Annotated in this window: 14 protein-coding genes and 1 pseudogene; 3 read left to right on the top strand and 12 right to left on the bottom strand. The window is 69.8% G+C overall.

Annotation, left to right across the window (positions count from 1 at the left end):
• Positions 1-10: 10 nt before the first annotated feature.
• The 6 genes from ACSHXN_RS47070 to ACSHXN_RS47045 all read right to left on the bottom strand — a co-directional run bounded on the left by ACSHXN_RS47070 (position 11) and on the right by ACSHXN_RS47045 (position 6,500).
• On the bottom strand, positions 11-2,695 hold the full coding sequence (locus ACSHXN_RS47070; RefSeq protein ID WP_438307030.1) for an ATP-binding protein: 2,685 nt from the start codon (positions 2,693-2,695) through the stop codon (positions 11-13).
• Positions 2,692-3,267, bottom strand: a complete 576-nt coding sequence (locus ACSHXN_RS47065) for a hypothetical protein (protein WP_438307029.1) — start codon at positions 3,265-3,267, stop codon at positions 2,692-2,694. The genes ACSHXN_RS47070 and ACSHXN_RS47065 overlap by 4 nt, the downstream gene beginning before the upstream one ends.
• Positions 3,264-3,602, bottom strand: a complete 339-nt coding sequence (locus ACSHXN_RS47060; protein ID WP_384541606.1) for a hypothetical protein — start codon at positions 3,600-3,602, stop codon at positions 3,264-3,266. The genes ACSHXN_RS47065 and ACSHXN_RS47060 overlap by 4 nt, the downstream gene beginning before the upstream one ends.
• The gene (locus tag ACSHXN_RS47055; protein ID WP_438307028.1) at positions 3,602-4,531 is read right to left on the bottom strand and encodes a conjugal transfer protein; all 930 of its coding nucleotides are present in this window, start codon (positions 4,529-4,531) and stop codon (positions 3,602-3,604) included. The genes ACSHXN_RS47060 and ACSHXN_RS47055 overlap by 1 nt, the downstream gene beginning before the upstream one ends.
• Before the next feature lie 747 nt (positions 4,532-5,278).
• Positions 5,279-5,884 (bottom strand): DUF2218 domain-containing protein, encoded by a 606-nt coding sequence (locus ACSHXN_RS47050; protein ID WP_438307027.1) that lies wholly within the window; start codon positions 5,882-5,884, stop codon positions 5,279-5,281.
• Positions 5,885-6,299: 415 nt separating this feature from the next.
• Positions 6,300-6,500, bottom strand: a complete 201-nt coding sequence (locus tag ACSHXN_RS47045) for a hypothetical protein (protein ID WP_382695930.1) — start codon at positions 6,498-6,500, stop codon at positions 6,300-6,302.
• 1,130 nt (positions 6,501-7,630) lie between these two features.
• Between ACSHXN_RS47045 and ACSHXN_RS47040 the strand changes: the two genes are divergently transcribed.
• Entirely contained in the window at positions 7,631-8,725 is a 1,095-nt protein-coding gene (locus tag ACSHXN_RS47040) for a hypothetical protein (RefSeq protein WP_438307026.1), read from the top strand.
• A gap of 910 nt (positions 8,726-9,635) precedes the next feature.
• Here ACSHXN_RS47040 and ACSHXN_RS47035 read toward each other — a convergent pair.
• Positions 9,636-9,840 (bottom strand): annotated as a pseudogene (locus tag ACSHXN_RS47035) (IS1380 family transposase); the annotation flags it as partial.
• 234 nt (positions 9,841-10,074) lie between these two features.
• Here ACSHXN_RS47035 and ACSHXN_RS47030 point away from each other — a divergent pair.
• The gene (locus ACSHXN_RS47030; RefSeq protein ID WP_438307025.1) at positions 10,075-11,487 is read left to right on the top strand and encodes a M20/M25/M40 family metallo-hydrolase; all 1,413 of its coding nucleotides are present in this window, start codon (positions 10,075-10,077) and stop codon (positions 11,485-11,487) included.
• Between the two features lie 341 nt (positions 11,488-11,828).
• Here the strand turns inward: ACSHXN_RS47030 and ACSHXN_RS47025 are convergent, their stop codons facing one another.
• The 5 genes from ACSHXN_RS47025 to ACSHXN_RS47005 all read right to left on the bottom strand — a co-directional run bounded on the left by ACSHXN_RS47025 (position 11,829) and on the right by ACSHXN_RS47005 (position 19,942).
• Positions 11,829-15,461 (bottom strand): SAV_2336 N-terminal domain-related protein, encoded by a 3,633-nt coding sequence (locus ACSHXN_RS47025; RefSeq protein WP_438307024.1) that lies wholly within the window; start codon positions 15,459-15,461, stop codon positions 11,829-11,831.
• A 2-nt stretch (positions 15,462-15,463) separates the two neighbouring features.
• Positions 15,464-16,366: an AAA family ATPase gene (locus ACSHXN_RS47020; protein ID WP_438307105.1), complete on the bottom strand. Its 903-nt coding sequence runs from the start codon at positions 16,364-16,366 to the stop codon at positions 15,464-15,466.
• Between the two features lie 74 nt (positions 16,367-16,440).
• Positions 16,441-18,645: a trypsin-like peptidase domain-containing protein gene (locus tag ACSHXN_RS47015; protein ID WP_438307023.1), complete on the bottom strand. Its 2,205-nt coding sequence runs from the start codon at positions 18,643-18,645 to the stop codon at positions 16,441-16,443.
• 64 nt (positions 18,646-18,709) lie between these two features.
• The gene (locus ACSHXN_RS47010; RefSeq protein WP_438307022.1) at positions 18,710-19,192 is read right to left on the bottom strand and encodes a CU044_2847 family protein; all 483 of its coding nucleotides are present in this window, start codon (positions 19,190-19,192) and stop codon (positions 18,710-18,712) included.
• A 507-nt stretch (positions 19,193-19,699) separates the two neighbouring features.
• Positions 19,700-19,942, bottom strand: a complete 243-nt coding sequence (locus ACSHXN_RS47005; RefSeq protein ID WP_438307021.1) for a hypothetical protein — start codon at positions 19,940-19,942, stop codon at positions 19,700-19,702.
• Positions 19,943-20,132: 190 nt separating this feature from the next.
• Here ACSHXN_RS47005 and ACSHXN_RS47000 point away from each other — a divergent pair, with 190 nt between their 5' ends.
• The gene (locus ACSHXN_RS47000; RefSeq protein WP_438307020.1) at positions 20,133-24,371 is read left to right on the top strand and encodes a HEAT repeat domain-containing protein; all 4,239 of its coding nucleotides are present in this window, start codon (positions 20,133-20,135) and stop codon (positions 24,369-24,371) included.
• Positions 24,372-24,437: the final 66 nt, after the last annotated feature.

The raw sequence follows: 24,437 nt of genomic DNA, 5'->3' as shown, positions 1-24,437 counted from the left end.
AGCACCGCCCCTATCCACGGCGCCCACCGGCCGCTTCACCGTCAGCCGCAGGCGCCGACGGGCGGGCCGGGGGCGCGCCCGTGTCGGTGCGGGCTTGCGGCGTGGTGGTGATGGAGGCGGCGATACGCGGGAGAGCGGGGATGATCGTCTTGATGCGGCCGGTGTTCTGCCGCGGGCAGGTCAGCAGGAACTCGCCCTCGCGGCCCTGGTGCCCGACAGGGGACAGGCCGGTGGTCACCAGCCGCAGCAACTCCGGGTCGTCCGGGTTCAGTCCGACGAACTCCAGTCCCCGGCGGGCGCGTTCGCGGTTGGTGGTGCGGGCCAGGGCCCGGTAGGCCATCAGGCCGCGGTCGGGGCCGAGTTCCTCGGCGTCGTGGCTGCCAGCGAGCAGGCCTGCGCCGTGCTTGCGGCCGTCGTGGAGGATCTCGTGGACCAGGGCGGTGCCTTCGGCCGACGAGGTCAGCCAGTACAGCTCGTCCAGCACCACCGCCGTGAACCGGCTGGGGTCCTCGAACGCGGTTTGCCGGGCGATCGCCGCGATCAGGTAGAGCACCGCCCGCCCGATGAGGGCCTCCAGCGGCTGCTGGCGCAGCACCTCGGGCTGGTCGAACGCTGCCTTCGGCGGCAGCCGCAGACCGGCCGTCGTGATGACGATCATGTCGGTGTGAGGGGAGGCGTCCAGCTGTACCGGCGGCAGCGCCGGGTCGAACACCATCGCGGAAAGGGGATTGCCGGCGACGACTCGGATGAGGCCGGCCAACGTGGCGGCCGCATCCTGCCGCTTGCCCCCCTCACGGCCGGCCATCTCCTGAAGGACCTGAAGCACGCGGTGCATGGAAGGGGCGTCACTGTCGGCGGCCTGTTCGACGGCGTGGTGCAGGACTTCACCGCCTTGGCTCATCGGCCCGATCCCGAGTTGGAGGGTGAGGTAGGACAGCGCGTAGTGGCGGCCTGTGGGGCCGTCGAACATGCGCAGCGGGTCGATGGACACCTTCGCCCGGGCGGCGTCGATGATCTGGCACCGGCCCTGGGTGGCCGCCTGCGCGAAGGTGGCCCACTCGCGCACCGGGGTGCGGTCGATGCAGATCGCGACCCCGCCACGCGCCCACACCGCTTCCGCGATCAGCTTCTGCAGCACGCTCTTGCCCGCCCCGAGATCCCCGACGATCCCCAGGGACGCGGACGCATCCTGCTTCGGCGCATCCGCCACGTTGATCATCACCGGGCGGGTCGTGCCGCAGTCCAGATCGATGCCGAGGAACATCCCGCCCGGATCACCAACCTCGAGGGTGGTGAAAGCGCCGGACAGCGCCCAGTCCTCGGAGACCTGATGCTGCGTGAACTCCCGTGCTGTCCCGGGTCGCACCGTGCCGGGCAGCCCCAGGGTGAACAGGGCCTCCTGCAGGCCGGCCGGGCGCACCGCCCGGTAGTCGGCGCCGGACAGCAGCGCCGCCAACGCCCTGGCCCGCCCGTCGCAGACGGCGGCGGTCGGCCCCCACACCGTCAGCACGGTCACGGACTGCACCTCCACCTCCACGCTGGTGCGGGACAGGCGGGCATCCAGCTCGCCCAAATCGCGGGCGGCGTCGGTCAAGGAGGCGGGCATGCCGGTAGGGCGGGCGTCGTACTGGTCGGCCTGGTCGATCAGTTCGTTCTTCTTGCGCCGTACCTGATCCCGCGCCTTCTCCGCGGGCACCAGCGTGAGGTCGACGGTGTAGTCGACGGGGAAGTCGAGCCTTTCCAACTGGGCGAACAGGTCGGCGGCCTCCTGGCTGACCGCGGGCGGGCACTCCGCCAACGCCAGGTGGGCCTGGTAGCCGATCCCCGTCTCGGACTCCACCTGCAGCCAGCGCCGCCGCAGCGGCGAGGACGTTGTCCGACGCCACCAGGCCGTGCGGCCCGACCGCGTGAGGCGATCCGCGCTGCCCGGATCGCTGTCCTGGTGCGGGTCCAGGCCGCCCTCCTGCAGGCGGACCTGGCCGAGGTCGGCGTAACTGGGGGAGTACAGCGTGCCAGCACGCAAGCGCCCTTCGTACAGGTCGCTGGCCTCGGCCTCGGCCAGCAACGGCTCGGCCAGACCGCGATGCAGGGCGTGCTGGATCATCCAGACGATCTCCGCCGGATGTGCCGCACGCAACGCAATACCGCCGGCGAGCGCGGCCTCCACGGCCGCCGCCTGCTCGCGGTAGGCGGCCACCTCGCGCCGGGCCACCGGCGCGGGCCGAACGCCCAGCAGCGGGGCCATATCCGCCCACACGGCACCCAGCGAGGCGGTCACCTGTCCGCTGGTGGTGTCGGTGGTCAGGGGCACGGCCAGCCACAGCGTGCGGCGGTGCATCTCCTGCCCGGTGAGCAGGTCCAGAGTGGCTTCGACGTTCTCCACCCATGGATGCACATCCTCGCCCGGCTGCTGGTCGGCCGGTTCGAGGCCGTCGATCATGCGCAGGGCGATCTCGCCCGGATCGACCTGCGCGCACAGGCCGAACAGGCGCGGTGCCCCCGGCAGTGAGCGGATCAGATGGGTGGTTTGGGCGAGCTGCTCGTCGCGGACGGCGGCCGGCACGTAGGTGCCTTGGACCGTCTCCTCGCGGCGGCCCTGTTCATCCGGGCCGGGATGCAGCCGGTACAGGGCCCACACGCCCCCTTGGATCGACCACACCAGATGGCCGGCGATGTGACGGATCGGCACCCTCACCGCACACCCCTCGGCTCGGCGCAGGCCAGCAGTTGTTGCACACCCGACACCGGCTGCACCAGCAAAGGGTCCTCAGCCGGCGGCCGGCGCCGCACGGACACGCGGGCCGTACCGGCGTGGAGTCGCGGCGGCCGTGCAGCCTTGGGCACGGGCACGGCCGCGTGGGGCGATGCGGACCTGGCGCTGGGTGGGGCGTCTTCGAGGGTGAAACCGCCGAGCAGCGCGCGACAGGCACGGTCGCGGGCCGCGCGGCCGCCGATCCGGCCGCCGGGCGGCTGGCATGCAAGCAGCACCCAGCCCCACGCCGCCTGTAGCGGAGCACGCCCCTTGACCTTCGCACGGCGCACCATCCAGATCGCCAGCAGCCAGCCGGCGATCGGGACCGGGCCCATCCACGACCACCAGGGAATCGTCTTGACCAGGACAAAGCCGCCGCCGACCGCGACCGTGAGCTGCGCGGGCGTGTAGGGGCCGAGGGGGATACGCCAGTCGGCCACCTTCCCCAACACCCAAGGATGGCGGCGGGCGGCGGTATAGAACCGCCCCACCCGCCCCGCAGTTGCCGCGCTCATTGCCAGCCCCCTGTACGGGCGGAGCGGTCGTGCGCGTGCGGACCGGTGCCGTCCACGAGGTGGGGAAGGGCGGGCGCGCCCCGGGAGGGGTGCTTGACCTCGTCGGTGACCATGGTCGCCAGGTCGTTGCGCGCGTTGTACAAACCCAGAGCGATCACCATCAGCAGCAGCGCGCCGATGCCGGCTTTCAGAGAGAACCGCTGGATCATGATGACGACGACCAGGACGACCAGACCGGCCTGCAGGCCCTTGGTTGCCCAGTCCCGGAACATGGTGATCCACGAGTTGCCGAGGTCGTTGAGCTGCCCGGCGAGCACCAGGCTGTGCACCGCCATCACACCCCACCACCCCCGCCGGACGGTGCTGGGGTCTCGAGCGCTGTGACTTCCCACCGCCCGGAGCGGGCCTTCAGCGTGAGCTCGTAGGCCAGCGGCCACCGCCCTGCGGCATCCCGGGCCTCTACCTGCGCGCATACGCGGACCGTCGTGCCGTCGGCCGGGACCCGCTCGGCGGCCGCCGCATCCTGGACGGCGAGCAACTGCTGCACCGTGACCGCCGTGTAGGGGGCAGGGGTGACAGCCGACAGGCGCACGCCGGGCGCCAGATAGCGGTCCACCTCCCCGGCCCCCGTCAGGTACGCGGCGAAGAACTCCCCGATACCGACGGCTAGACCACTCCCCGACGGGACGCTCACCGAGTACGGCGAGGCAGGCACCTGGGCGCGGTCCGGGCCGGCCACCACAGCGGGAGCACCGGTCACCACGAACGAGCCGCCATCGTCGTCGACGGCCACCGGCACCACGTAGTAGCGCACCGGCGCCTCGGCGTACTGCGCAGCCACCGTCACCGACCACCCGCCGGCCTCACGCTGCGCACTGCGCACCGCCGTCACCGACTGAGGCCTGAGCTGCGCACCGGAGGCCGGGTCGGGCAGATCGACGTCCGGCGCCATCGACTGCGCAAGCCGCGCCTGCCAACGGGTGGCATCGCCCGCGCTGCTGCGCAGCCACGCGCCCACGAACAGCTGCGCATACCCGCCCGGATCGGCGGCACCGGACCCGGTGCGCACCGTGGCGGGTTTGGCCGGAGCTGCTGCTTCGACGACGGCCGGGGCGGACGTGACCGCGACGGTCAGAGCGACGGGCCCGGCCGCGATGGCCGCCCACACCACCAGACGCGACAGGCGTACGCGGCGCCGCATCGCCTCCAGCCGGGCGCCCGCGGCAGCAGCTTGGCCCTCGGGGGCCTGCTTGCCAGGAGACATTCCACACTCCCAGGTCAGAACGGTTGTTGCTGACCTTGAGGAAACCCGCCCACCCCGACCCGACCACCGACCACCAAGCCCCGACCACAGTCACGACAGGGATACGAAACCCGTGGTGGCCTCCATGGTCGGCCCGACCACAGCCCCGACCACGAACCGGCGACAGACCGCACTGCCCAGGCCACCCCTGCCGTAGATAATGCGCACTGCTATCGGGCAAGCAGACTGCGGTCCGGCTGCGCACGGAACGCGGCACCCCAGGAAGGCTGCGCAGTCGGCCGCCGGCGTGCGCACCCGGGCCGAGCTGGGATGCGCATCAGCACTTCGTCATGCGGCTGCGCACCGGTCCGCAGCCGAGTGCGCAGGCTCATTGCGCACGCCGCCCGCCCCCGATGCGCACTCCCAGGCGCACCGACAAGCCTGCCGGGGCCGCCCCTTTGGTCGGCCCGACCATCAGCCCGACCAAGGGGGGCGACCCTCCGGGCGTCCAGCCGGAGCGGGACCGCGCCGGGGATACGGCGGCCCCGCCGACCAGCAGCAGGGGGGAGAACACGCGCGCACACCACAGCAGGCAGCTCGGTCGGTAGGGAGCGCGGGGCCTTCACTCTCACCGGCGAGAACGCCGTCTCCTGGCGCGAGTCGACACCCCCGGACTCACTCTGCATCACGGGATGACGAAGGGAGAAAACGACCTTTCAGGCCATCGGGCTGGCGGCGATTCAGAAGCCGATTTCTCGCACGGTGCGGTCAGCGGGTTCTGCGAGTCTTCCTGCGGCGTATGACGAAGCCGCTGAGGACATGGAGCAGAATAATTGCCATTACGACTCCGATGACCCAGTGCGTCCCCGGACTGGACGCCATCAGAAGTCCGCCTAGGCCGAGATGGACGGCCACGACCAACACGATGATGGCTATGAGGCCGAGCGCCGCCCGGCGTCGCGGAGGGGACGCCGCCTTCCTCGCCGAGTCGGTAGTAGCAGTAACGGGATCATCGGGCTGGTGATCGGCGTCGGCCTGTCGCCAGGTGACCTGCAGTGCATCGCGCTTGCCGACCTTCTGCATGCGTCCTGTGACCAGGTGCTGGATACGCTGCAGGCTGTCCCGGTCGGCGGCTTCGACACGGAGTGTCAGCGAGTCGGGGCCGGCTTGTAGGGTGCAACGGCCCTCAACGAGGTCGATAGTCCCGCCTGTGTCGGTCCATTCGACGTTTCGGATCTGGGGCGGTGCTGTGCCATCGTGGTGCGGGTGGAGCCGGTGGGGTATGTGGCCGCACACCTCGATGGAGTGCTCACGCAGCTCTTCCAGGTACCGGCTCGGCCGCTCGGTTCGGATGTCGGCTTCGGCGATCAGCACGAGGCGTCCTTTCAGAGGCGTCGCTCACCAGGCTGCTTGGTTGGCTCTCATTCATGTTGACCAGGTGGCTCAGCGATGCGTGACAGCCGGATCTGTGCTGTGCGACCTCCACTGCCGCGGCAACGGCCCCGCTGAGGGTCAGGGTTCAAAGCACGGCGACAAGGATGCCCCGAGGTTCATCGGCGGTGGGGTGTCGCGGCTTTACCTCCGCTGACAGCTCAGCTGGGCAAGAGGCCTTCCTGTGGCCAAGTAGCGGCCCCTGACTGACGCCTCACTACCAGCCGAGACTCGTCCTGCGGCTGTGCCCACCAGGAGCCATCCGCGCCTCACTGTGTGAGTCGCTGTTACCGCGACGGCGCTTCCCAGATACGGCAATGTTGGCCGCTGTGGTGCTGGAGCCCGGTGCGCCGCGACTTCAGTCCTTGACCGGTTCCACGTGTAGGGGGTCAGCACCGCCCAGGTACAGCATGCACCCCGCGTTCTCCAGGTCCACGTCCATCCTCTCTGGAGGGATGACGTAGATCCCTGCGGTGGGTGCGGGAGCCCAGCCGAGGTGGCGTGGAGGGTCGTACTCCTCGTAGTGCCCCACGTAGAGCCGGGTCGGCGGGATGGACACGGTGCAAGTGTCTCCCACGCGGAGGGCGGAAGCTGCCGGCTCAAGACGGTAGGGGCTCCATTCCTGGTGGGCATCGCCGTGCGGGAGAGCGACTTGCCCGTTCCATCGGACATTGGAGGAATTGTCGATTGCTCTCCATGGCCATTCCAAAGTGATGTAGCGACGTACCCCGGCCACCCGAGCGGTTGCAGGCGCACAGGAGATGATCACTTCTCCGCCGATCCGAGGAACCATGTCTGATCACCCTTGTTTCGGTCGTGGACGTTGAGGGACTGGACAACCGAATAGGCAGTCTGGCGAGACGGGCCCAGCTCGGGGCCATCCTCCCAATGACCTGGCCTGCTCTTGGCGGCTGGCCAGGACGCCATGCCCGAGTCTGGCGCCCCGGGCCCGGGGCGCCAGGTGCGCTCCCGCAATCGCGTACCAGCGGGTCCCCGCGGAGTCGACAAGCTTGAACACCGTCGCAGCCGGTCCTGGAGCGCCTCGGTTCCGGGGGCGGACTGCCAAGGCACGCCGAACACAGCGTGTCGGCCCGACCATGGGCCCGATCAACGGCAGCCCTGCGGGCGTCTTCTCTGGCTTTGTGCACGAGTTGCGGTTCTGGCTCGACTTCCGTGCAGAGTGACGCTCCGTGATGGCTCGACCTCGAAGAGAGCGCTGGAAGGTGGCGGCGGCGCAAGCACTGCGCGAAGGCGGGGCAGCAATCATTATGCGTCCATGATTACGACCGATCCGCCACACAGGACAAGCAGGGAAGCCGACGGCGCCGGAACACGACTGCCGTCGGTTGGAGTGAACGAAGCCACTTCTCGGAACGGGATCGTCGCTCAGGACGTCTCGGTGGTGCCAAGCCGCCACGGAAGCGCACATGGTCGGTCCGGCCACGAGGTGGACCACGGCAGTACACCGGACCTGTTGTCCGATTGTGACCGCTGGTCGGGGGTTGTGGCCGACGGCCTGGTCGGGGGTGCCGCGTGAGCTGACGGCATGAAACCCACGCCCGTTTCCGCACCCGCCGGCACCGGCCGCCTCCTGTTCGCGCAGTCTGCTCGCCGTCCTCGCCGCCGTGCGCGGTTCGTGCGGGCGAGGGCGTGATGAGTGGCTACGGCGCGGGAATCCGCCGCGGGGCGATGGCGGCGGACCGGTTCACCCAGATCCGCAACGGCCTCTTCCGCGACCCGAAGATCTCCTACCGCGCCAAAGGAGTCTTCGGGCTCATCTCCACCCACCGGGACGGCTGGCGGGTCAGCGTGGCCGAACTGGCCCGGCAGGGCCCGGAGGGGAAGGACGCCGTCACCGTCGCGCTCAAGGAGTTGGAGCGGCACGGCTACCTGGTCCGCGAGCGTGAACGACGCGCGGACGGCACGCTCGGCGCCGCCGCCTACTTCATCACGGACATGCCCGAACCCCCCGCCCCCCGCGGCCTCAACCCGGCACCACCGCCTTCCACTACGCCGCCGGCCACCGGCCAAGACAATCGCAGGTCGGAGCCAGAGCCGGAAAAGCCTGCGCAGGCTGAACCTGCGCAGGCTGGACCGCCCACAAAGAACACCAACAGAAAGAAGACCACCCGCCAGAACACCAACCCCCTCCGTCCATCCGCCCCTCACGCGCACAGGCGCGAGAACGACGACGCCACACAAACACCGCCCGACGGCAGGCAAAGCCCATCCCGTCACACGCCACCGGGGGAGCCCTCTGCCGGCGCCCAACTGCTGCTGTCGATCGGCGTTGAGCATCCTGAACTGCTGCTGACTGGACCCGCATTGCGGGACCAGGGCCAGGTCGTGACCGCGATGCTGGAGACGGGCTGGAGCCCCGAGCAGGTGCGCCGCATCGTTGCCAGCCGACCGCTGCCGGGCCGGATCCGCAGCTCCGTCGACGCGATCGTCGCCGCCCGACTGAACGCCGTCCACGTCTACCCGCCCCCGGCCGCCTGCCCGGATACCGGCCCTGCGGCGCGGCCCTCCCAAACCGCCCTCGCCGACCACCGCCCGGTACGCGAGGCGCTGGCTTACCGGGCGCTCGCCGAATGCGCTGGCTGCGGCCTGCCCGGATGCGCCCCAGGCGAGAACCTCTGCCCCACCTGCCTGAATTGGCCGCTGTGCCGCTGCTGCACCGGCCCCACACCTCGACGCGCCCACCCCGACAGCGACGGCCGCTGCACCACCTGCACCACCTGCGCCACCGCCTCAACTCGCCGACTGGAAGGCACCAGCGCATGACGAGCCGCACGCCACCGCCCGCGGCACCCGCTCCCGGGCTGCGGCCCTTCGACCAGCAACCTGGCCACTGGGAGCAGTTGCGAACCCGTGCCCGGCGCACCGGTCACCTGTGCTGCGGCACCTGGTGCACGCAGACATGCGAGCCCGTGCTGATCCGGGAGCGGACCTGCTGGGGTTTTGTGGACTGGACCGTCCCCGCAGGCGACTGTCTGCCCGAACGCCCCCACCGCATCGGCGTCCTCACACCGGCGGCCACCCGCTTGCAGCGGCTCGCACTGCGCTGGCTGAGCCGACGCCCCGCCCAGCGTCTGCCCCTGCTGCCCGCCTCCGTGCGTTGCTCGGCGGCAGCCGTTGCCGTGCTCGGCCTGGTCGCCGCCGCGGCCGCCATCAGCCACGGCACACCGATCGGTGTGGCGGTGCCGCTGATGTTGCTGTTGCCGCTGCTGACCGAGCACGTGCCCGACCGGCTGGATGCCCGCGCAGGCGAGCACGTCCGGATGGTTGAGGGCGACGCCGCCTGCCGGTACCTGCAGCGCCTGGCTGGCCTGCATAACCATCTCATCCAGGTCGCCGCCGACAGCGACCTGGACCAGGCACGGCGCTCCGCCGAGATCGGCCGACACCAGCTATGGGATGCCGCCGGCCTGCTGGTCCATCACGACACTCGCGCGGTCTCTTCCGAGCTCATCGCCCGCGAACGGCTGCTGGTGCAGCTCGCCGCCCTGGTCACCGACCTCCAATCACCCACCGATGCCGGCTTCGCTCCTGGCGGTCAACCCGTAGTAGCTGTGCCGTCGTTGGGCACCCTAGGTGCCGGCTCCAGACGACCAGAGCGATCGCCCCACAAGGTGCACCCGTACAGCACCGATAAAGCGAGACAGCCTCCTGCCTGGACCCCACACCGGCCCCGCTCCACGAGCACGTCGCCGCCCGCGTCCGGGGCCGTCGTGCGCGCGGAATTCGGTCCGTGGCCGCCTGATCGCCGCTAGCGCACGAGGCCCGGCCGCAGCGAAGGTGTCGACCAAGCGGGAGACGGTCGGATCCGAGGCCACCGGCCCGAACACGGCGGATTCGGCCTGCAGCATCGCGACATCGGCCAGGCAGTCCCCTGAGATGTGCAGCTTTCTTGACGACGACCGGGTCCCTAGACAAGTCCCATCGTCCCAAGTCAGAGGCGCTCCTTGCTCTTTTGATCACGCCTCGGACAGCCCTGCTCGTGCAAGCCGAGGTCGCAGCTGGTGTTCCTCGGGCCGTACTTACAGTTGAATCGCCACCCCGCATCTATCTTGCTCATACTTGGCGTGTCCACAACCATGGGCCAGTCGGCATAGCCTGCCCCGGGAGGACACATGCGTCCCATTTTCAGCAGGAGAACAGTCCTGACCGCGTCGGCCGCGAGCGGTGCGGCGGCGCTGGTAGCGACGGGAACGGCCGAGGCGGTGCAAGCACCCGGAAAGGGCGACCGCCCACCCGTGACGGCCCAGCCTCCAACCCGTGAACTGCGCGCACTGCTTCAGGAGATCGATCCGGCCCGCATCGAGGCGACCGTCCGAAAGCTCGTCTCCTTTGGTACTCGGCACACCCTTTCCATCCAGGACGACCCCGCACGCGGCATCGGCGCTGCCCGCGACTGGCTGCTCGCCGAGCTCCGCTCGTACGCCGCGGCTTCCGGCGGCCGCATGACGGCGGAACTCCAGTCGTACGTCCAGGAACCGGCGTCCCGCATCCCCACCGCAACCCGCATCACGAACGTGATCGCCACCCTGCGGGGCTCGGTGACCCCGGAGCGCGTGTACGTCGTCTCCGGCCATTACGACTCACGCGTCACGGATGTCATGGACGCCACCTCGGATGCGCCGGGAGCGGACGACGACGCATCCGGTGTGGCCGTGGTTTTGGAGCTGGCCCGCGTGATGGCGAAGCGGCGGCCGGCGTCGACGATCGTCTTCGCGGCGGTGGCAGGGGAGGAGCAGGGGCTGTACGGGGCGACGCACATGGCCCAGCAGTTCAAGGCGGCCGGCGCCGACGTGCAGGGCATGTTCACCAATGACATCGTCGGCAGCTCCACCGCGGACGACGGCACGAGGGATCCGTACACCGTCCGCCTCTTCGCGGAGGGCGTCCCGTCCTCCGAAACGCCCGAGCAGGCCGCGCTACGCCGATCAGTGGGTGGCGAGAACGACTCCGCGACCCGTCAACTGTCTCGGTTCGTACGCGACGTGGCCGACAACGATGTGACCGGCATGCACGTCCGCGTTATCTACCGCCGGGACCGTTACCTTCGGGGCGGCGACCACATCCCGTTCCTCGAACGGAGTTACCCGGCAGCGCGCTTCACGGAACCGGCCGAGGACTTCGCCCACCAGCACCAGGACGTACGCGTCGACGAGACGGGCAAGCAGTTCGGCGACCTGCCCGAGTTCTGCGACTTCCGATATATCGCTCGTGTGGCCCGGGTCAACGCTGCGACCTTGTGGTCCCTGGCCCAGGCACCCGGCACGCCACGGGGCGCGAAGATCATCACCTCAGCGCTGACGAACTCCACGGACCTGGTGTGGACCCGGGGCACCGAGCCGGACCTGGCCGGCTACGAGATCGTCTGGCGCGAGACCACGGCTCCCGAATGGACCCACGTCATCCCGGTCGGAGACGTGACGCGACAAGGAGTGGACCTGTCCAAGGACAACGTGTTCTTCGGGGTGAGAGCGGTAAACAAGGCGGGGCTCAAGAGTCCGGTTGCCTTTCCGGAACCGGCTTCATGATGGTGTCCCCGTCGGTATCTGGCTCATAGTGGCAGTCGGTGGCGTGGTAGCCGCGAAAGTGGCTGATGGCCATGAGGAGACCGAATCCGGTCACGGCAATCGCCAGGTAGATCCCAACCGCGGTGAGTGCCTCGCGCCGCTCGAAACGCACGTGCACAGGTTTGCGCCGGAACTGCGCCAGCCAGGTGTTTATTGGCGCCCCGCTGTCCCCGCGTCCGTCAGCCCACCGCCCTGTGCATACCTCACGCCCAGGGCTACCGATGGCGACAGTCGCCTGTCAGGCAAACGGCACCGACATCACTCAATCAAGTTCAGTAGCGCAGGGATGAGCGTCGGAGCGGTCACGGGCCGGCTGGTCCGGCGGAGGCCAGCGCGGAGCCGACCGTGAGGGCGAGTGCGTCAAACGCCTGCTTGCTCGCCGGGGCGAGAGCGGAACGGTCGATGAGACCGAGCCGGTGCACGGCGGTGTCGTGGGGAACCGTGCACACGCTTCCGACGACGGCATCCAGTTCGGCAACCCGCGTTGGGGTGTTCTGCTGACCGTCTGCGCCCTGCACGTCCGAGACCACCAGGGTTGCCGTGCGGACCAGTTCCTCGTAGCCGTGCTCGGACAGCCAGGCAGTCTGCCTCAGGACCTCGTCCAGGTGTTGCTGTTGCGTGGTCGATGTGATGACCAAGTGGTCGACGCGCCCGAGCAGGGTGCGCAGAGTGTCCTGCGGGGGCAGGAAGGTGCCACCCGCGTCGACAACCAGTGTGCCGAAGGACCTCAGCCAGTCGACGCCGCGTCGGACGGCCGATGTGTCCAAGCGGACGGGAGTGCCGACGGGCACCTGCCCATACAGAAAGTGCGTCCCTCGGGAGTCGGTGCGCGTGCCCCAGTCGCGTGCGTGGGACGGCATGTGTCCGCGGCCGTCGGGAAGCCTGGCGGCGACGGTCGAGGTGTCCGCCGCGGCAAGCAGGCGGTATCCGAAGACGCCCAGCTGCCGGTTCAGTGGCAGCATCAGGACAGGTGTGCGCCCGCCGCGCAACGAGCCTGCTCGGGCGGTGAGCGCAGAGGCCAGCTGCACCGCGACGGTGCTGCGGCCCGAGCCGGGCTGAGCGCCGATCACCGCGACACAGGGGCCCGGCGGGCCGCTTCGAGGTTCCAGCATTGGTAGTGGGGAGCGGCGCGCGAGGCGCTTCAATCGGCCTGGCGCCGGGACGGATCCCGGGAGAGTGTCCCACGTGAGCGAGGTCGCGCCGACCGGAGGCCGCGTGTTCTGGGCTGCGGACTCCTGCGGTGTGATGGGCACTTGCGGGCCGCTGCGCCTGCCCGTGTGCTGCGGCGGGGTGCGCAGCAGTTTCGCGTCACCGATCAGCTCCAACGTGGACGCGGGCAGCCAGGTCCGCAAGGTGGTGCTCGTGTCCGGGGGCGGCATCCGGTCGCGCAGCAGGGCGAGGACTCCTTGGGCCGTGGGGGGCGTGGCGTTTGGGGCGTGTAGGCAACGGCCGATCAGAGCGTGGAGCACTGGATCGACGGACGAGGGCGGCGAGGGGGCCAACCAGTCTGCTTCGTCGAGGGGGTCGAGTGTGCCGGAGGAGCGGCGGTAGCGGGGTGCGGGCCATTCAGTGCCCAGCGCCGCGTGGGCCAGGATCGCGGCCAGGGCTCGTAGGTCGTCCTCGGGGCGTGCCGGCGCCCGGCCCGGCTGCGGCGGCCGACCATCCACGGTTGCCCGATGCCAGCCGACGATGACGGGCTCGTCCTGAGTCAGCAGGATGTGCCGCAGTGCCAGACGGCCGTGGACGACGCCTATGCCGTGGCTGTGCGCCAGCGCAGAGGCGAGGCGGCGGGCGAGGGCCAGCGTGGCGTCGGTATTGAAGGGGCTCGTGGCGGAGACTACTTCCGCCAGATGCGGCGCCCGGCCCCCGCGACTTGCGGTGGCGGGCGAGACGGCGGTCCAAGGGCGGGGCGCGTCCGCCTCGTGGTCGAACAACATGGGCAGACATGGATGATCGAACCTGCTGAGTGCGGCCACCTCCCGGAGCAGGACCTGGTGCGCGCTGGGGGTGTTGCGGGCCGGGCGGCGCACCGCTGCCTGCACTCCCTCGGGGTTGCGGCCGAGGTAGACGTTGGTGGAGCCTGCGCTCGGCGCCCAGCCGAGCAGGTCGTAGTCGCCGATCTGCTTGGGGTCCTGGGTGGAGAGCTGCTGCCAGGGGAAAGGCGTATGGGCGCCGGTCGAAAAGCCCACGTACGGCACATGCAGATGGAAGGGGTCCCGAGGACTTTGCGGTTCCTCCTGCGGAACCGGTGGTGGCCGGTCCCAGTCCGGCACTGCCGCGCCCGTCAAGCCGAGGCGCTGCAGCAGGGCGGATCCCAGCCAAGCGAAGTTCTGGGCGTGCTCCGGCAGCAGATCGGTGCCGTCGGTCCGCTGCAGCCAGGCCGCGAACTCCGGAGCGCCGTCGATAAGTTCACCGATCAGCGCGGACACCTGGCGGGCTGTCTCGACGACCTCCGCCGTCGGTACCGCCTCCTGCAGGATGTCGCCCGCCTCGTCGGCGAACGAGAAGACCCGCTGGCTGTGCCGAAAGCTCAAAGTGCCCTGCGTCGTGGCCGACCGCGGGGGCGCGTTCTCGGCCAGGCGCATCAGCCCGCTGAGGAAGACCTCGGCCAGGTGCGTGGTTGTGGCGCTCCACGGCACGGCCTTTGCGACCAGGCGCATCACCGGCACGGTGAGGGGCGCGATGGCCGCCAGGTGCGCCGCGAGCCGGTACGCCTCGGGAGAGGCGGTCCGGCGGAAGTGCCGTACTGCCTCGGCGCTCGACACCTCGGGATGCCGGGTGTCGGGGCGGGCGGCCTGCGGCTCCCACAGGGAAAGCACGGTGCTCGTACCGCCGGCCACGACCGCTCGTGCCCAGGTGGCCAGCTCACGCGGTTGTGGCTCCAGCACCGGCACGGCGATACCGGTGAAGGGGCTGAGCTCGGCCGGCAGGAGCGTGTCCCTGACCCGCCACTCCCTGTTGGCCGCGCCGGGATGCGGAACCCGCACCGTCCATCTGCGTGCCGGCAGTGCCGATCCCGGCCACATCCGCGGCGGCAGGGCGTGGATGACGGCGGTGGGCCCGCGTGAGGCCCAGCGGGTGAGTAGGGCCGTCATCGCCGCCGTGCGCCAGGCGCGGTTGGCGCCGTCCGAGATGACGAGGGTCATGGTGCGCCCCGACGGGTCGTCCGCCACCGCGGGGGGCAGCAGCGTGCGTGACGCGCCGAAGGGCTGTGGGCACAACATGGGCGGGTGGCTCTCGCGCAGTCTCAGTCCCCAGATGCGGATCTGCCGGAAGGCTCCCAACCGCGCGAAGAGCAGGTGCAGTTCGGCGCAGAGCTGCTGCCACAGCAGCATCGATCCGCTGTCGTCGACGATGAGAGAGAGATCCAGCCAGCGCTCGCGGGCGGGATGTGTGACGACATCGAGTACGCCGGTGTGCGCGAACCTGGCCGCGGTGGCGGCTTCGTCGATCTCGCGCCGGTGGTGGTCGGGCCGGTGGCGTTTCAGTGGACGCAGTGCCCGTGCCGTCGCCAGTGAGCCGGACAGCGAGCGCGGCTGCGCGATACGGATGGACAGGGCCCTGGGCGGCTGTGGTGCGGGCGGGGGCTGGGGAGCGGGACTGTCGGTCTGCGTCGCGTCGTCGGCGTCTGCTGTGGGGCTGCCGTCGTGATGTTCGTCAGCGGTGCCGGGCGGCTCGGGCGCCGCATGCAGCTCCACCGGCGTTGCTTCCTCCAGCGCGGCGGGCGGGGCGTGGTGCGGCGCGGGTGCGGTCGGCGCGTCGGCCGTGCCGTTGACGGGGGGAGTGGGATGCACCGTGGTGTGGGCCAGGCGTACCGCGAGCGGTGCGTGCTCCCCCTGGGGCAGGCGTTGGGCCAGCCACAGTACGTCGGCGAGCTCCTCGGCGGACGGCTGCTCGCCGAAGAGCCGCAGGACGCTGAGGAGCCGCTCGGACATGCCTAGACAGCACCACCCAGTTGGTGGAGTACCGCTTCGAGCAGTCCTTCAGCGTCGAGATCGACGCCACCCAGGCGCAGGTGCGCCGCGTTGAGCAACTGGTCGGTGGCCAGTTCGCCCGGTGCCCGGCGGGCGAGGAATGTTTGGATCAGATCGTCCAGCTGGGGCACCGAGTCCTGACCGAGGTGCGCGACAATGATGGCGCGCAGCCGGTGCTCGTCGGGATCGGGCAGGTGCAGGCGCAGGCAGCGTCGCAAGAAAGCGGGAGGGAACTCCCGTTCGCCGTTGCTGGTGATGACAACGACGGGAAACTCACGGCAGCGCACGAAGCCGGCGACCACCGGCTGCGGGTTCGTCCCGCTGGTGGTGTGCACCAGGGCTTCGTCCTGACCGGCCGGCAGCCGGGACAGCTCAGGGATCTCGAATTCGCCTTCCTCGAAGACGGTCAGCAGGTCGTTGGGCAGGTCGACGTCCCCCTTGTCGAGCTCGTCGACGAGGAGGACCCGGGGCCGGTCACCGGGCAGGAGCGCGGTGCCGAGCGGACCGAGCCGAATGAACCGGCCGATGTCCGGCGGCTGGTCGCCCTGGTCGTGGCTCAGGGTCGTCTCCCGCAGGCGGCCCACGGCGTCGTACTGGTACAGCGCCTCCGCCAGCGTGGAGCGGCTGTTCACCGGCCAGCGCAGCACCTTGCCCAGGTCCATCTCGTGGGCGATGGCGTACGCGAGGGACGACTTGCCGGTCCCGGGGTGCCCCGTCACCAGGAGCGGACGGCGCAGGTGAAGGGCGGCGTTGACCACGTCGATCTGCGGCTGGTCGATGAGGTAGGGCCGGTGTGGATCGCTCGGCACCGCACCCTGCTGCGTGTCCTGCCGGCCGAACCGCCGCCAGGGAGGGGCCTCGGGCATGCGGACGTGGCGCACCTGCCCATCCCCCCTGAACAGGCGCCAGTCGTCGCTCTCGGCGTCGTGTCGCGTGTTTGTCACGTAGGCTCCTGGCCGGTCGGATCGATCCACAGCGGACGCGGGGGAGGGCGTGAGGCGTCGTCCCACATCAGGGCGGGCGTCAGCGCGGCGGTCGCGGTCCCGTCACTCTCGGCGAGCGCTCGCGCCCTGTGCCGGCGCATCCGGTGGGGCAGGCCTCGTGCCGGTCCGTTCAGCAGGAGCGCGGCCAGCTGGTCCCCGCGGGTACCGGCGAGTTCCTGCCGGTCCCAGACGATCACCGGGACGCCGAGGGCCAGACAGACCGCCCGCAGGGCAGCCCGGTGCTGCGGGGCAGAGTCGATGATGACGCGAGCCACCGTCAGGTCTTCCTTCAGCAGCCCGTACACCTGCAACTGCTTGGTGTGTCGCTGGTCCAGGCGCAGCACTCCGCTGTTGTCGAGTTCCGCCCAGCGGGCCTGCCAGTGCCGCACGGAATCCGGCGCCCGGCGGCGGGCGTCGGGGCAGCGCACCACCACGGCGTACTCCGCGCCCAGGACGACCGGGAGCTCCTCGGGCGAGGCCTCGTTGTCCCACTGATCGACCGGCACATCCAAGTACTCCTGGTCGAGTAAGACTTCGAGGAACGGGACCACGGGGGCAGGCCCCATCGAGCTGGTCTCACGGACGAGGATGCGGTGCAGCAGACGGACCAGGTCCGCCGGGGCGCGCGGCTCGTCCTCGACCAGCACCTGCCGTTCATCGTCGCCGCCGGTGCCGGCGTCGTACCAGGCCTCGCAGCGATAGGTGTTCGGTGAGCAGGGCGTGAGCCGAACGGTCAGCCGCGGGCTGGGCGGCCCCGTGCGCTTACGCCGTCGGCGTGCCCAGCCGGCCGCGTCGTCCCGGCGCTCGCCCAATGCCTCACTGGCCACTCCCAGTCGGCGGGCGACCTGCTCGGAGAACTCCCAAAAACGCTGCATCCGGTCCGGCACGCAGGTGGCCGCCAGATACTCCACCGCACGCAGCAGGGCCGGCACGCGCGGCGATCCGTCGGGCACGGGCGCGCTGTCGCCCCAGAACTCCTCGAGCGCCGCGATCAGCTGGACGGTTGCGCTGTCGTCGTCGGCCCGCACAGCCTCGGCGTCCCACGACCGCGTAGGCGCGTGCCCGAGTGCGGGAGAGGCGTCGAAGAGAGTGGTGTGGGGCAGTGCCGCACGGGCTGCCTTCGGGAAGCGGTCTTGGACGTCCTTGGACATCAGGTCCAGCAGCCAGCTGTGCTCGCGGACGGACAGCAGCCCCGGGATAGTGGCGGCCCGGCCAAGGGCGAGAAGCTTGCGCGCCGTCGCGCGGTCGGGTGCCCCCAGCCCCTCCATGAAGGTGGCGATCGCCCGATGCCGGGTGAGCAGGATCTCCGCGATGTCGTCGACGGTTGGCACGCCCGGTGTGACGTCGAGGCCCAGTTCCTGGGCCAGCCGCACTCCGTGCTCGGCGCGTTTGGCGGGTTCGGCGAGCAGGCCGGCCACCAGCGCGGTGCAACTGTGCCAGGTGGCGGGATCCACCGCATCGGGCGGCCGCCCGGCGTCCGGGCCGGCAGGCAAAGCGCCGCACGCGGCCGTGGTGTGCTGCCCGTCGACGGCATCGAGCTCGGCTTGGACAGTCTGCCAGGGAAGGACGATGGTTCGGCGGGTCACCTGATGGGAGTGGAAGGGCCCCGGGGGCGGCTCCATGACGCCCAGCACGATGCCCACCGCCGCGCCCTGGTCCTCGCACCACAGGGGGCTTCCGCTGTAGCCGGGGTTGATGGCCGCGCCCCGCAGCGTCGAGTCGACGAAGCCGACCAGCTCTTCGCAGGACTGGACCGAGCCGTCGGCATAGCTGAACGGCTGGCCGCTGCCGTGCCAGGCACGCACCTCCTGCCCTTCAGCCATCCGTGCCCAGTTCATGGGACGCACCGGCGCCGGCACCTCGTCGGCAAGCTCGAGGAGCGCAATATCGCCATACCAGACGAAGTCCCCGGTCCGTGCGGGCTGGGGAGGACCGCCCGGTGCGGTGCGGCGAGCCGGGATCCAGGCGAGGGTCTGCGCAGGGATCGCCGCGCGGGACCCGGCGTAAGGGAAGGCCACGCCGACGGCGGCTCCTACCGGCTCGTCCTGGGTGAACATGTCCCGGCCCAGCGCGTCGTTCACCACGTGGGAACAGGTAAGAACCCGGCCTTCGCCCAGATAGACGCCGCTGCCGACGGTCGTGTTCCCAGCGGCGTCGAGCACACAGACGAGGGACTGCCGCGCCCCACTAGCGGCCGCGCCTTCCGTACGCAGCCAGCGACGGCCCCTAACCCGCATGAGCGCCGGAGACGGACCCGGAGGAAACAGAGGCGGACGGGGAAGCGGCGCCCGCGACCGGTGCCGAAGCGTCGGATGGTACGGCCACGGCAGGCCGCGGCAGCCGCCAGTTCGCGGTGATCGTCATGGTGGCCTCGCCGCTGGCGCCGACGACACTGAGCTTGAGATCGGCGCCGACGCGCACTCCGAAGCCCACGGACAACTCGTCGGGCGCGTCCGGCACGGCGGCGACAGTGTCATGAACGCGTTGCAGCAGAGGGACGAGGGGAGCCAGCAGGGCAGTCAGAGCTCCCTCGGTGGCCGCCACGACCCGGGAACCCCTGGCCACCGGACGGGACTTGCCGAACCCGGGCACGCTCTCCTGGTCGTCGGCCTCCTCCCGCGAGCCTGCCTGCGCGGACGGGAGGGCGTCGAAGACCTGAAGAGCCAGCGCCGTCCCGTCATCGAATGTGAATTCGACGAAGTCTGCCACTCTGTCAGTCTGCCTCAACTCGGCCCATTCAGCGGCCGGTTTGCCAGAACTGATCGTCTCCAGAAACGGGTGTTCGCGGCGCCGCTCCGGCACCAAGAGGTCGTTGTTTTGGTGCCCGCAGGCGACGTGGCCTACGGCCTGCGGGCAGATCGGCCCGCGCGGCGTTGTCCTTGCCCTCGATCCCGCTCGTGCATCCTCGATGGCTTGGTTCGCTTCCGTGGAAGAACCTTCTACAGCGGAGGAGGGACTCTGGCGCATCGTAAGCGACCGTTGCCGAGCTGCGGCGTCGGTGCCTCCGTCGACGCGATCGCCTCGACGCGTGCTCCACAGCTTCCCTGCCTGGAGGATCGTGATGTGCAAGGGCAACGTCTTCGGCATCGTCGGCTAGGGACCCGTGGTCCTTCGCGGTCCTCGCCAGTCCAGTAACCGGTCCGTCACCGCGGCGTATGCCCTGAACCTGGTCCAGGGACTGCCGAGCCTCGGCAGTCCCTGGAGGAGGCAGGCAGTTCAGCCACCTGATGACTTCCGGGTGGGGCTCGGACGAGTTCCGCCGGATTCAAGGTGAGCCGGCGGGCGGTGAGAAAACCGACGCCATATCCACGCGGCAGTCGTCATGACAAAGGCGGCGGCAAGGGCGCCGAGGAACTCCGGCACTGCGGCAAGCAGAAGCTGCCACAGGGCCGGTTCCTGTCCTGTCCGATGACGCGTGTCGCTGAGTGCCACGGCGAGATGGGCGAGGTCGCTGATCATTTCAAGTCTCCTTACCGAGTGGTCCGTTGCTGCCGAATGGGCATGCGGAGACAGTCGCCCTTTGGAGCGCGGTCCCCACGTGGCTGGGGACCGGCTGGGACGACCAGGGACGGCGCGGGACACGACGGGGACAACTCCCTTGTGGTGGCCTCGCTGAACCAGCCGAGAGCTGGAAGCATCGTGGGGCAGCATGAGTCGTCCCAGCACCGTCAACGGGGAGGCAGGAGTGGGGCCCGCAGGCAGTCGAGGTCGGACAGCAGCAGATCTGTGGCAGGAGTTTGGTGACTTCCTGCGTCAACAGGCCGAACGCGCCGGGATGGGCTCCCGCGACGTCGAGCAGGCGTTCAGGGCGGCGGCCCAGCGTGAGCAGGCGGTGCAGCGTGAGGTCGATCCGATCGGAGGGCCTCCCACCCATCGCGTGAGCGATATGGCGTTTTCCAAGTCGCACATTGACCGCATCTTCAACGCGCAGGCCCGGCCCAAGCCACCGTTGTCGTTCACCATGCAGTTCCTGCGCATCACCAGCCAAGCAGCCGGTCTTACGCTGCAAGAGCACCAAAGCCTGTGCAACCAGGCACGATCATTGCTGCAGGCCGCATTGGATGCGTCGACCACCACGCACCAGCCTCTGCCAGGCCCTCGCTCCGCTGCCCCGCAGTCCCAGCAGCCCGAGGAAACCGTCGCCGTCCTGCGGCTTGAGCGCGATCTCGCCCGCCATGCAGAGACCCTGCAACGCGCCCTCCACACCGAAACACGACTGCGCTACGCCATGCGGGACGCCGAAATCCTGATGTCGACCCTGCTGCAGATCATCAGCACTCTGCGCGAGATCATCGCAGGGAACGACTTCCGTGAGCTCAAAGCCCTGCGCACGGCAGACCGTACGAGTCTTGCCCATGTACGCGAAGAGACCCGTCAGGCGCTGACACACAAATCCACGGCACAGCAGGAAGCCGACCGCGTAGCGGTACGCATCGGTGTCCTGGAAGACCTCTGGCGCCGCGCCCGCGCCGACGTTCAGCGCCTCGCCCTGCACCCCGACGCCGCCGGGTTCCCCCTCACCGATCTCGGCCCTGAACAGCCCGCCCAGCCTCTCCTTGCTCGCGACCTGCTCACGCAGCCGGTGCTCGACGACATCGCAGTCGCCCTGGCCAAAGCACAGGACGTCAACAGCCGAGCAGAAGACACGGTCCAAGACCTGCACCACGCCATCGCCCAGGGACAGGGATTCCTCCCACCCGAAGACGAACTTGCCGTCCTCTTGGCATCAACCCGCCTCACCGACTCATCCGCCCGACACGCGGCAGTCACCCGGCTGAGCACCAACTGGTCCCACATTCCCGAAGCGCAGGAGGCTGTCCTGCGCTTGGCCGACGACCCAGACGCAGATGTCCGCCGCTATGCCGTCGAGACACTCACGAAAGGCTGGTCGGGCGACGCCGAAGCTCAAGCAACCGTGTTGCGCTTGGCCGACGACCCCAATGCCATGGTTCGCAGGGCCGTTCCTTCCTCTCTCAGCCAGGGATGGCCCGGTGATCACACAGCTCGTGAGGCTATCCTGCGCCTGGCTGCTGACCACGACGTGGAGGTCCGCCGCGATGCTGCCGATGCTCTGGCACGGGGCTGGCCGGACGACCTCCAAGTGCGTGATGCAGTGCTACACCTGGCCGACGACTCGGAACCGAACGTCCGTTACCACGCTATCGATGCTTTGGAGAAGGGCTGGCGAGGTGACCTGGCAGTTCGGGACACGGTCCTGCGCCTGACTGCTGATCAGAGTGCCGACGTCCGCCGCTACGCCGCCTTCGCGCTCGGCTACGGTTGGCCAGGCGACCTGCAAGTACGTGATGCTGTGCTGCGCCTGACCGCCGATCACGAGGCTGACGTACGCCACTACGCTGCTGACGCGCTGGCGCAGGGCTGGCCGGGGGATCTCGAGGTACGCGAGACCGTCCTGCGTCTGGCCGACGACGTGAACGAGGACGTGCGCCGTTACGTCGCTGCCCCCCTTAGGCAGGGGTGGCCCGGTGATCCCGCCGCCCGCGACGCGCTCCTGCGCCTGGCCACTGATCACGACGCAGAAGTCCGCAAGTCCGCTGCCTCCGCGTTAGCGCATGAATGGCCGGGCGATCCGGCAGCCCGAGATGCGCTTCTGCGTCTGGCCGCTGATCAGAACGCGGATGTCCGCGGGTCCGTCATTCATGAACTGGTACAAGGATGGCCAGGCGAGTCCGTGATCCGGGACGCACTCCTGCGATTGGTTGACGATCAGGAGTCAATGGTTCGCAGGCTCCTTGCCGGTGAACTGGCGCAGGGCTGGCCAGGCGACGCTGAGGTCCGTGCCGCCGTCCTGCGCCTGGCGGCGGATCAGAACACGGACGTCCGTGAGGCGGCCGTCGATGCACTAGCGAAGGGCTGGCCGGGCGACCCCATCGCTCGGGACGCGGTCACGCGCCTGGCAGCGGATCAGAGTGCGGACGTTCGCCGCGATGCCGCCGACGCACTGGCTCAGGGATGGCCAGGCGATCCTGCAGCCCAGAGTGTGGTCGTTCGTCTGGCTACGGATCAAGGCGCGGATGTTCGCCGCTACGCCGCCTCCGCGTTGGCGAGGGGGTGGCCGGGCGAATTCGTGGTCCGAGATGCACTCCTGTCTTTGGCCGACGATCGCGAGTCCGCGGTTCGCCAGTCCGTTGCCGAGAGCTTGCCGCAGGGCTGGCCAGAAGATCCTGCAGCCCGGGACACCGCTGTGCATCTGGCTGCGGATCACAGCGCGGCCGTCCGGGAGGCCACTGCCGATGGGCTGGCCAACGGATGGCCGGGTGATCCTGCAGCCCGGGATGCGCTCATTCGTCTGGCTGCGGACCACAGCACGGACTTGCGGCGATCTATCGCTCCCGCGCTAGCAAAGGGGTGGCCGGGCGATTTCGCGGCCCGGGACGCACTCCTGCGCCTGGCCGATGATCAGGAGTCAGCGGTTCGCCAGTCCGTTGCCGAGAGCTTGGCGCAGGGGTGGCCGGGTGATTCGGTGGCCCGGGATGCGGTCGTTCGTCTTGCTGCGGATCGGAGTGCGGATGTTCGCCGTTCTGCTGCTTCCGCTGTGGGGCAGGGCTGGCCGGGAGACCTCGCAACGCGGGACGTTGTTCGTGAACTGGCCGACGATGCCAGTGCCGCAGTCAGGAGGGATGCAGCCGATGGTCTGGCGCAGGGGTGGCCGGGCGATTTCGCGGCCCGGGACGCACTCCTGCGCCTGGCCGATGATCAGGAGTCAGCGGTTCGCCAGTCCGTTGCCGAGAGCTTGGCGCAGGGGTGGCCGGGTGATTCGGTGGCCCGGGATGCGGTCGTTCGTCTTGCTGCGGATCGGAGTGCGGATGTTCGCCGTTCTGCTGCTTCCGCTGTGGGGCAGGGCTGGCCGGGAGACCTCGCAACGCGGGACGTTGTTCGTGAACTGGCCGACGATGCCAGTGCCGCAGTCAGGAGGGATGCAGCCGATGGTCTGGCGCAGGGGTGGCCAGGCGATCCGGCAGGCCGGGATGCGGTGGTGCGCCTGGCCGATGATCAGAGTGCGGACGTCCGCGACGCTGCTGTCGACGGGCTTGCCAAGGGGTGGCCGGGTGATCCTGTAGCCCGGGATGCGGTTGCGCGCCTGGCTGCGGATCAGAGCGCTGATGTTCGCCGATCTACCGTTCCCGTGTTGGCGCAGGGGTGGCCGGGTGATCCTGCGGCCCGGGATGCGGTTGCGCGCCTGGTTGCGGATCACAGTGGGGATGTTCGCCGCTCCGCTGCTCCCGCATTGGCGCAGGGGTGGCCGGGTGATCCTGCGGCCCGGGATGCGGTGGTGCGTCTGGCTGCCGATCAAAGTGCGGACGTCCGCTGCTCCGCCGCCTCCGCGCTGGCGCGAGGATGGCCGCGCGATTCCATGGCCCGGGAAGCCCTCCTGCGCCTGGCCGAAACTCCGGCGACAGACGTCCGTGGAGCCACCGCCTTGGCATTGGCGCAGGGGTGGCCGGCTGATTCGGTGGCCCGGGACGCTGCCCTGCGCCTGGCCGAAGCTCCGGACGCAGACGTGCGCTGGAAAGCCGCTGCTGGGCTGGCGGATCATTGGCCGGGCGATCGTGAGGCACGTGGCGCCGTATTGCGTCTGGCGGCCGATCACAACGCAGACGTCCGCCGGGCCGTCGCCAATACGCTGAAGCGAGGATGGGCCAGCGATCTTGAAATACGTGGCGCCGTATTGCGTCTGGCCGCCGATCCGAACGCGGACGTCCGCTGGTCTGTAGCCTCCGCTCTGGCGCGGGTGTGGCCGGACGATCGTGTAGCCCGCGACGCGCTCGCGCGTCTGGCCGCTGATCAATACGCCGTAGTCCGCCAGCGTGCTGCGGAGTTACTAAGCCCCAGGCCCGCATCGGAAACCGAGGGGCCACTGCCATAACAAACAGCACGGTCTCCTGCTCGCATTCGCCCACGCGACGACTTTGCTGATTCTGGATGCGTCACA

This window comes from Streptomyces sp. HUAS TT11, from assembly GCF_051553595.1.
Taxonomy (GTDB): domain Bacteria; phylum Actinomycetota; class Actinomycetes; order Streptomycetales; family Streptomycetaceae; genus Streptomyces.
The sequence above is the reverse complement of the archived record's forward strand: the minus strand, read 5'-3'. Positions and strand labels throughout refer to the sequence as shown.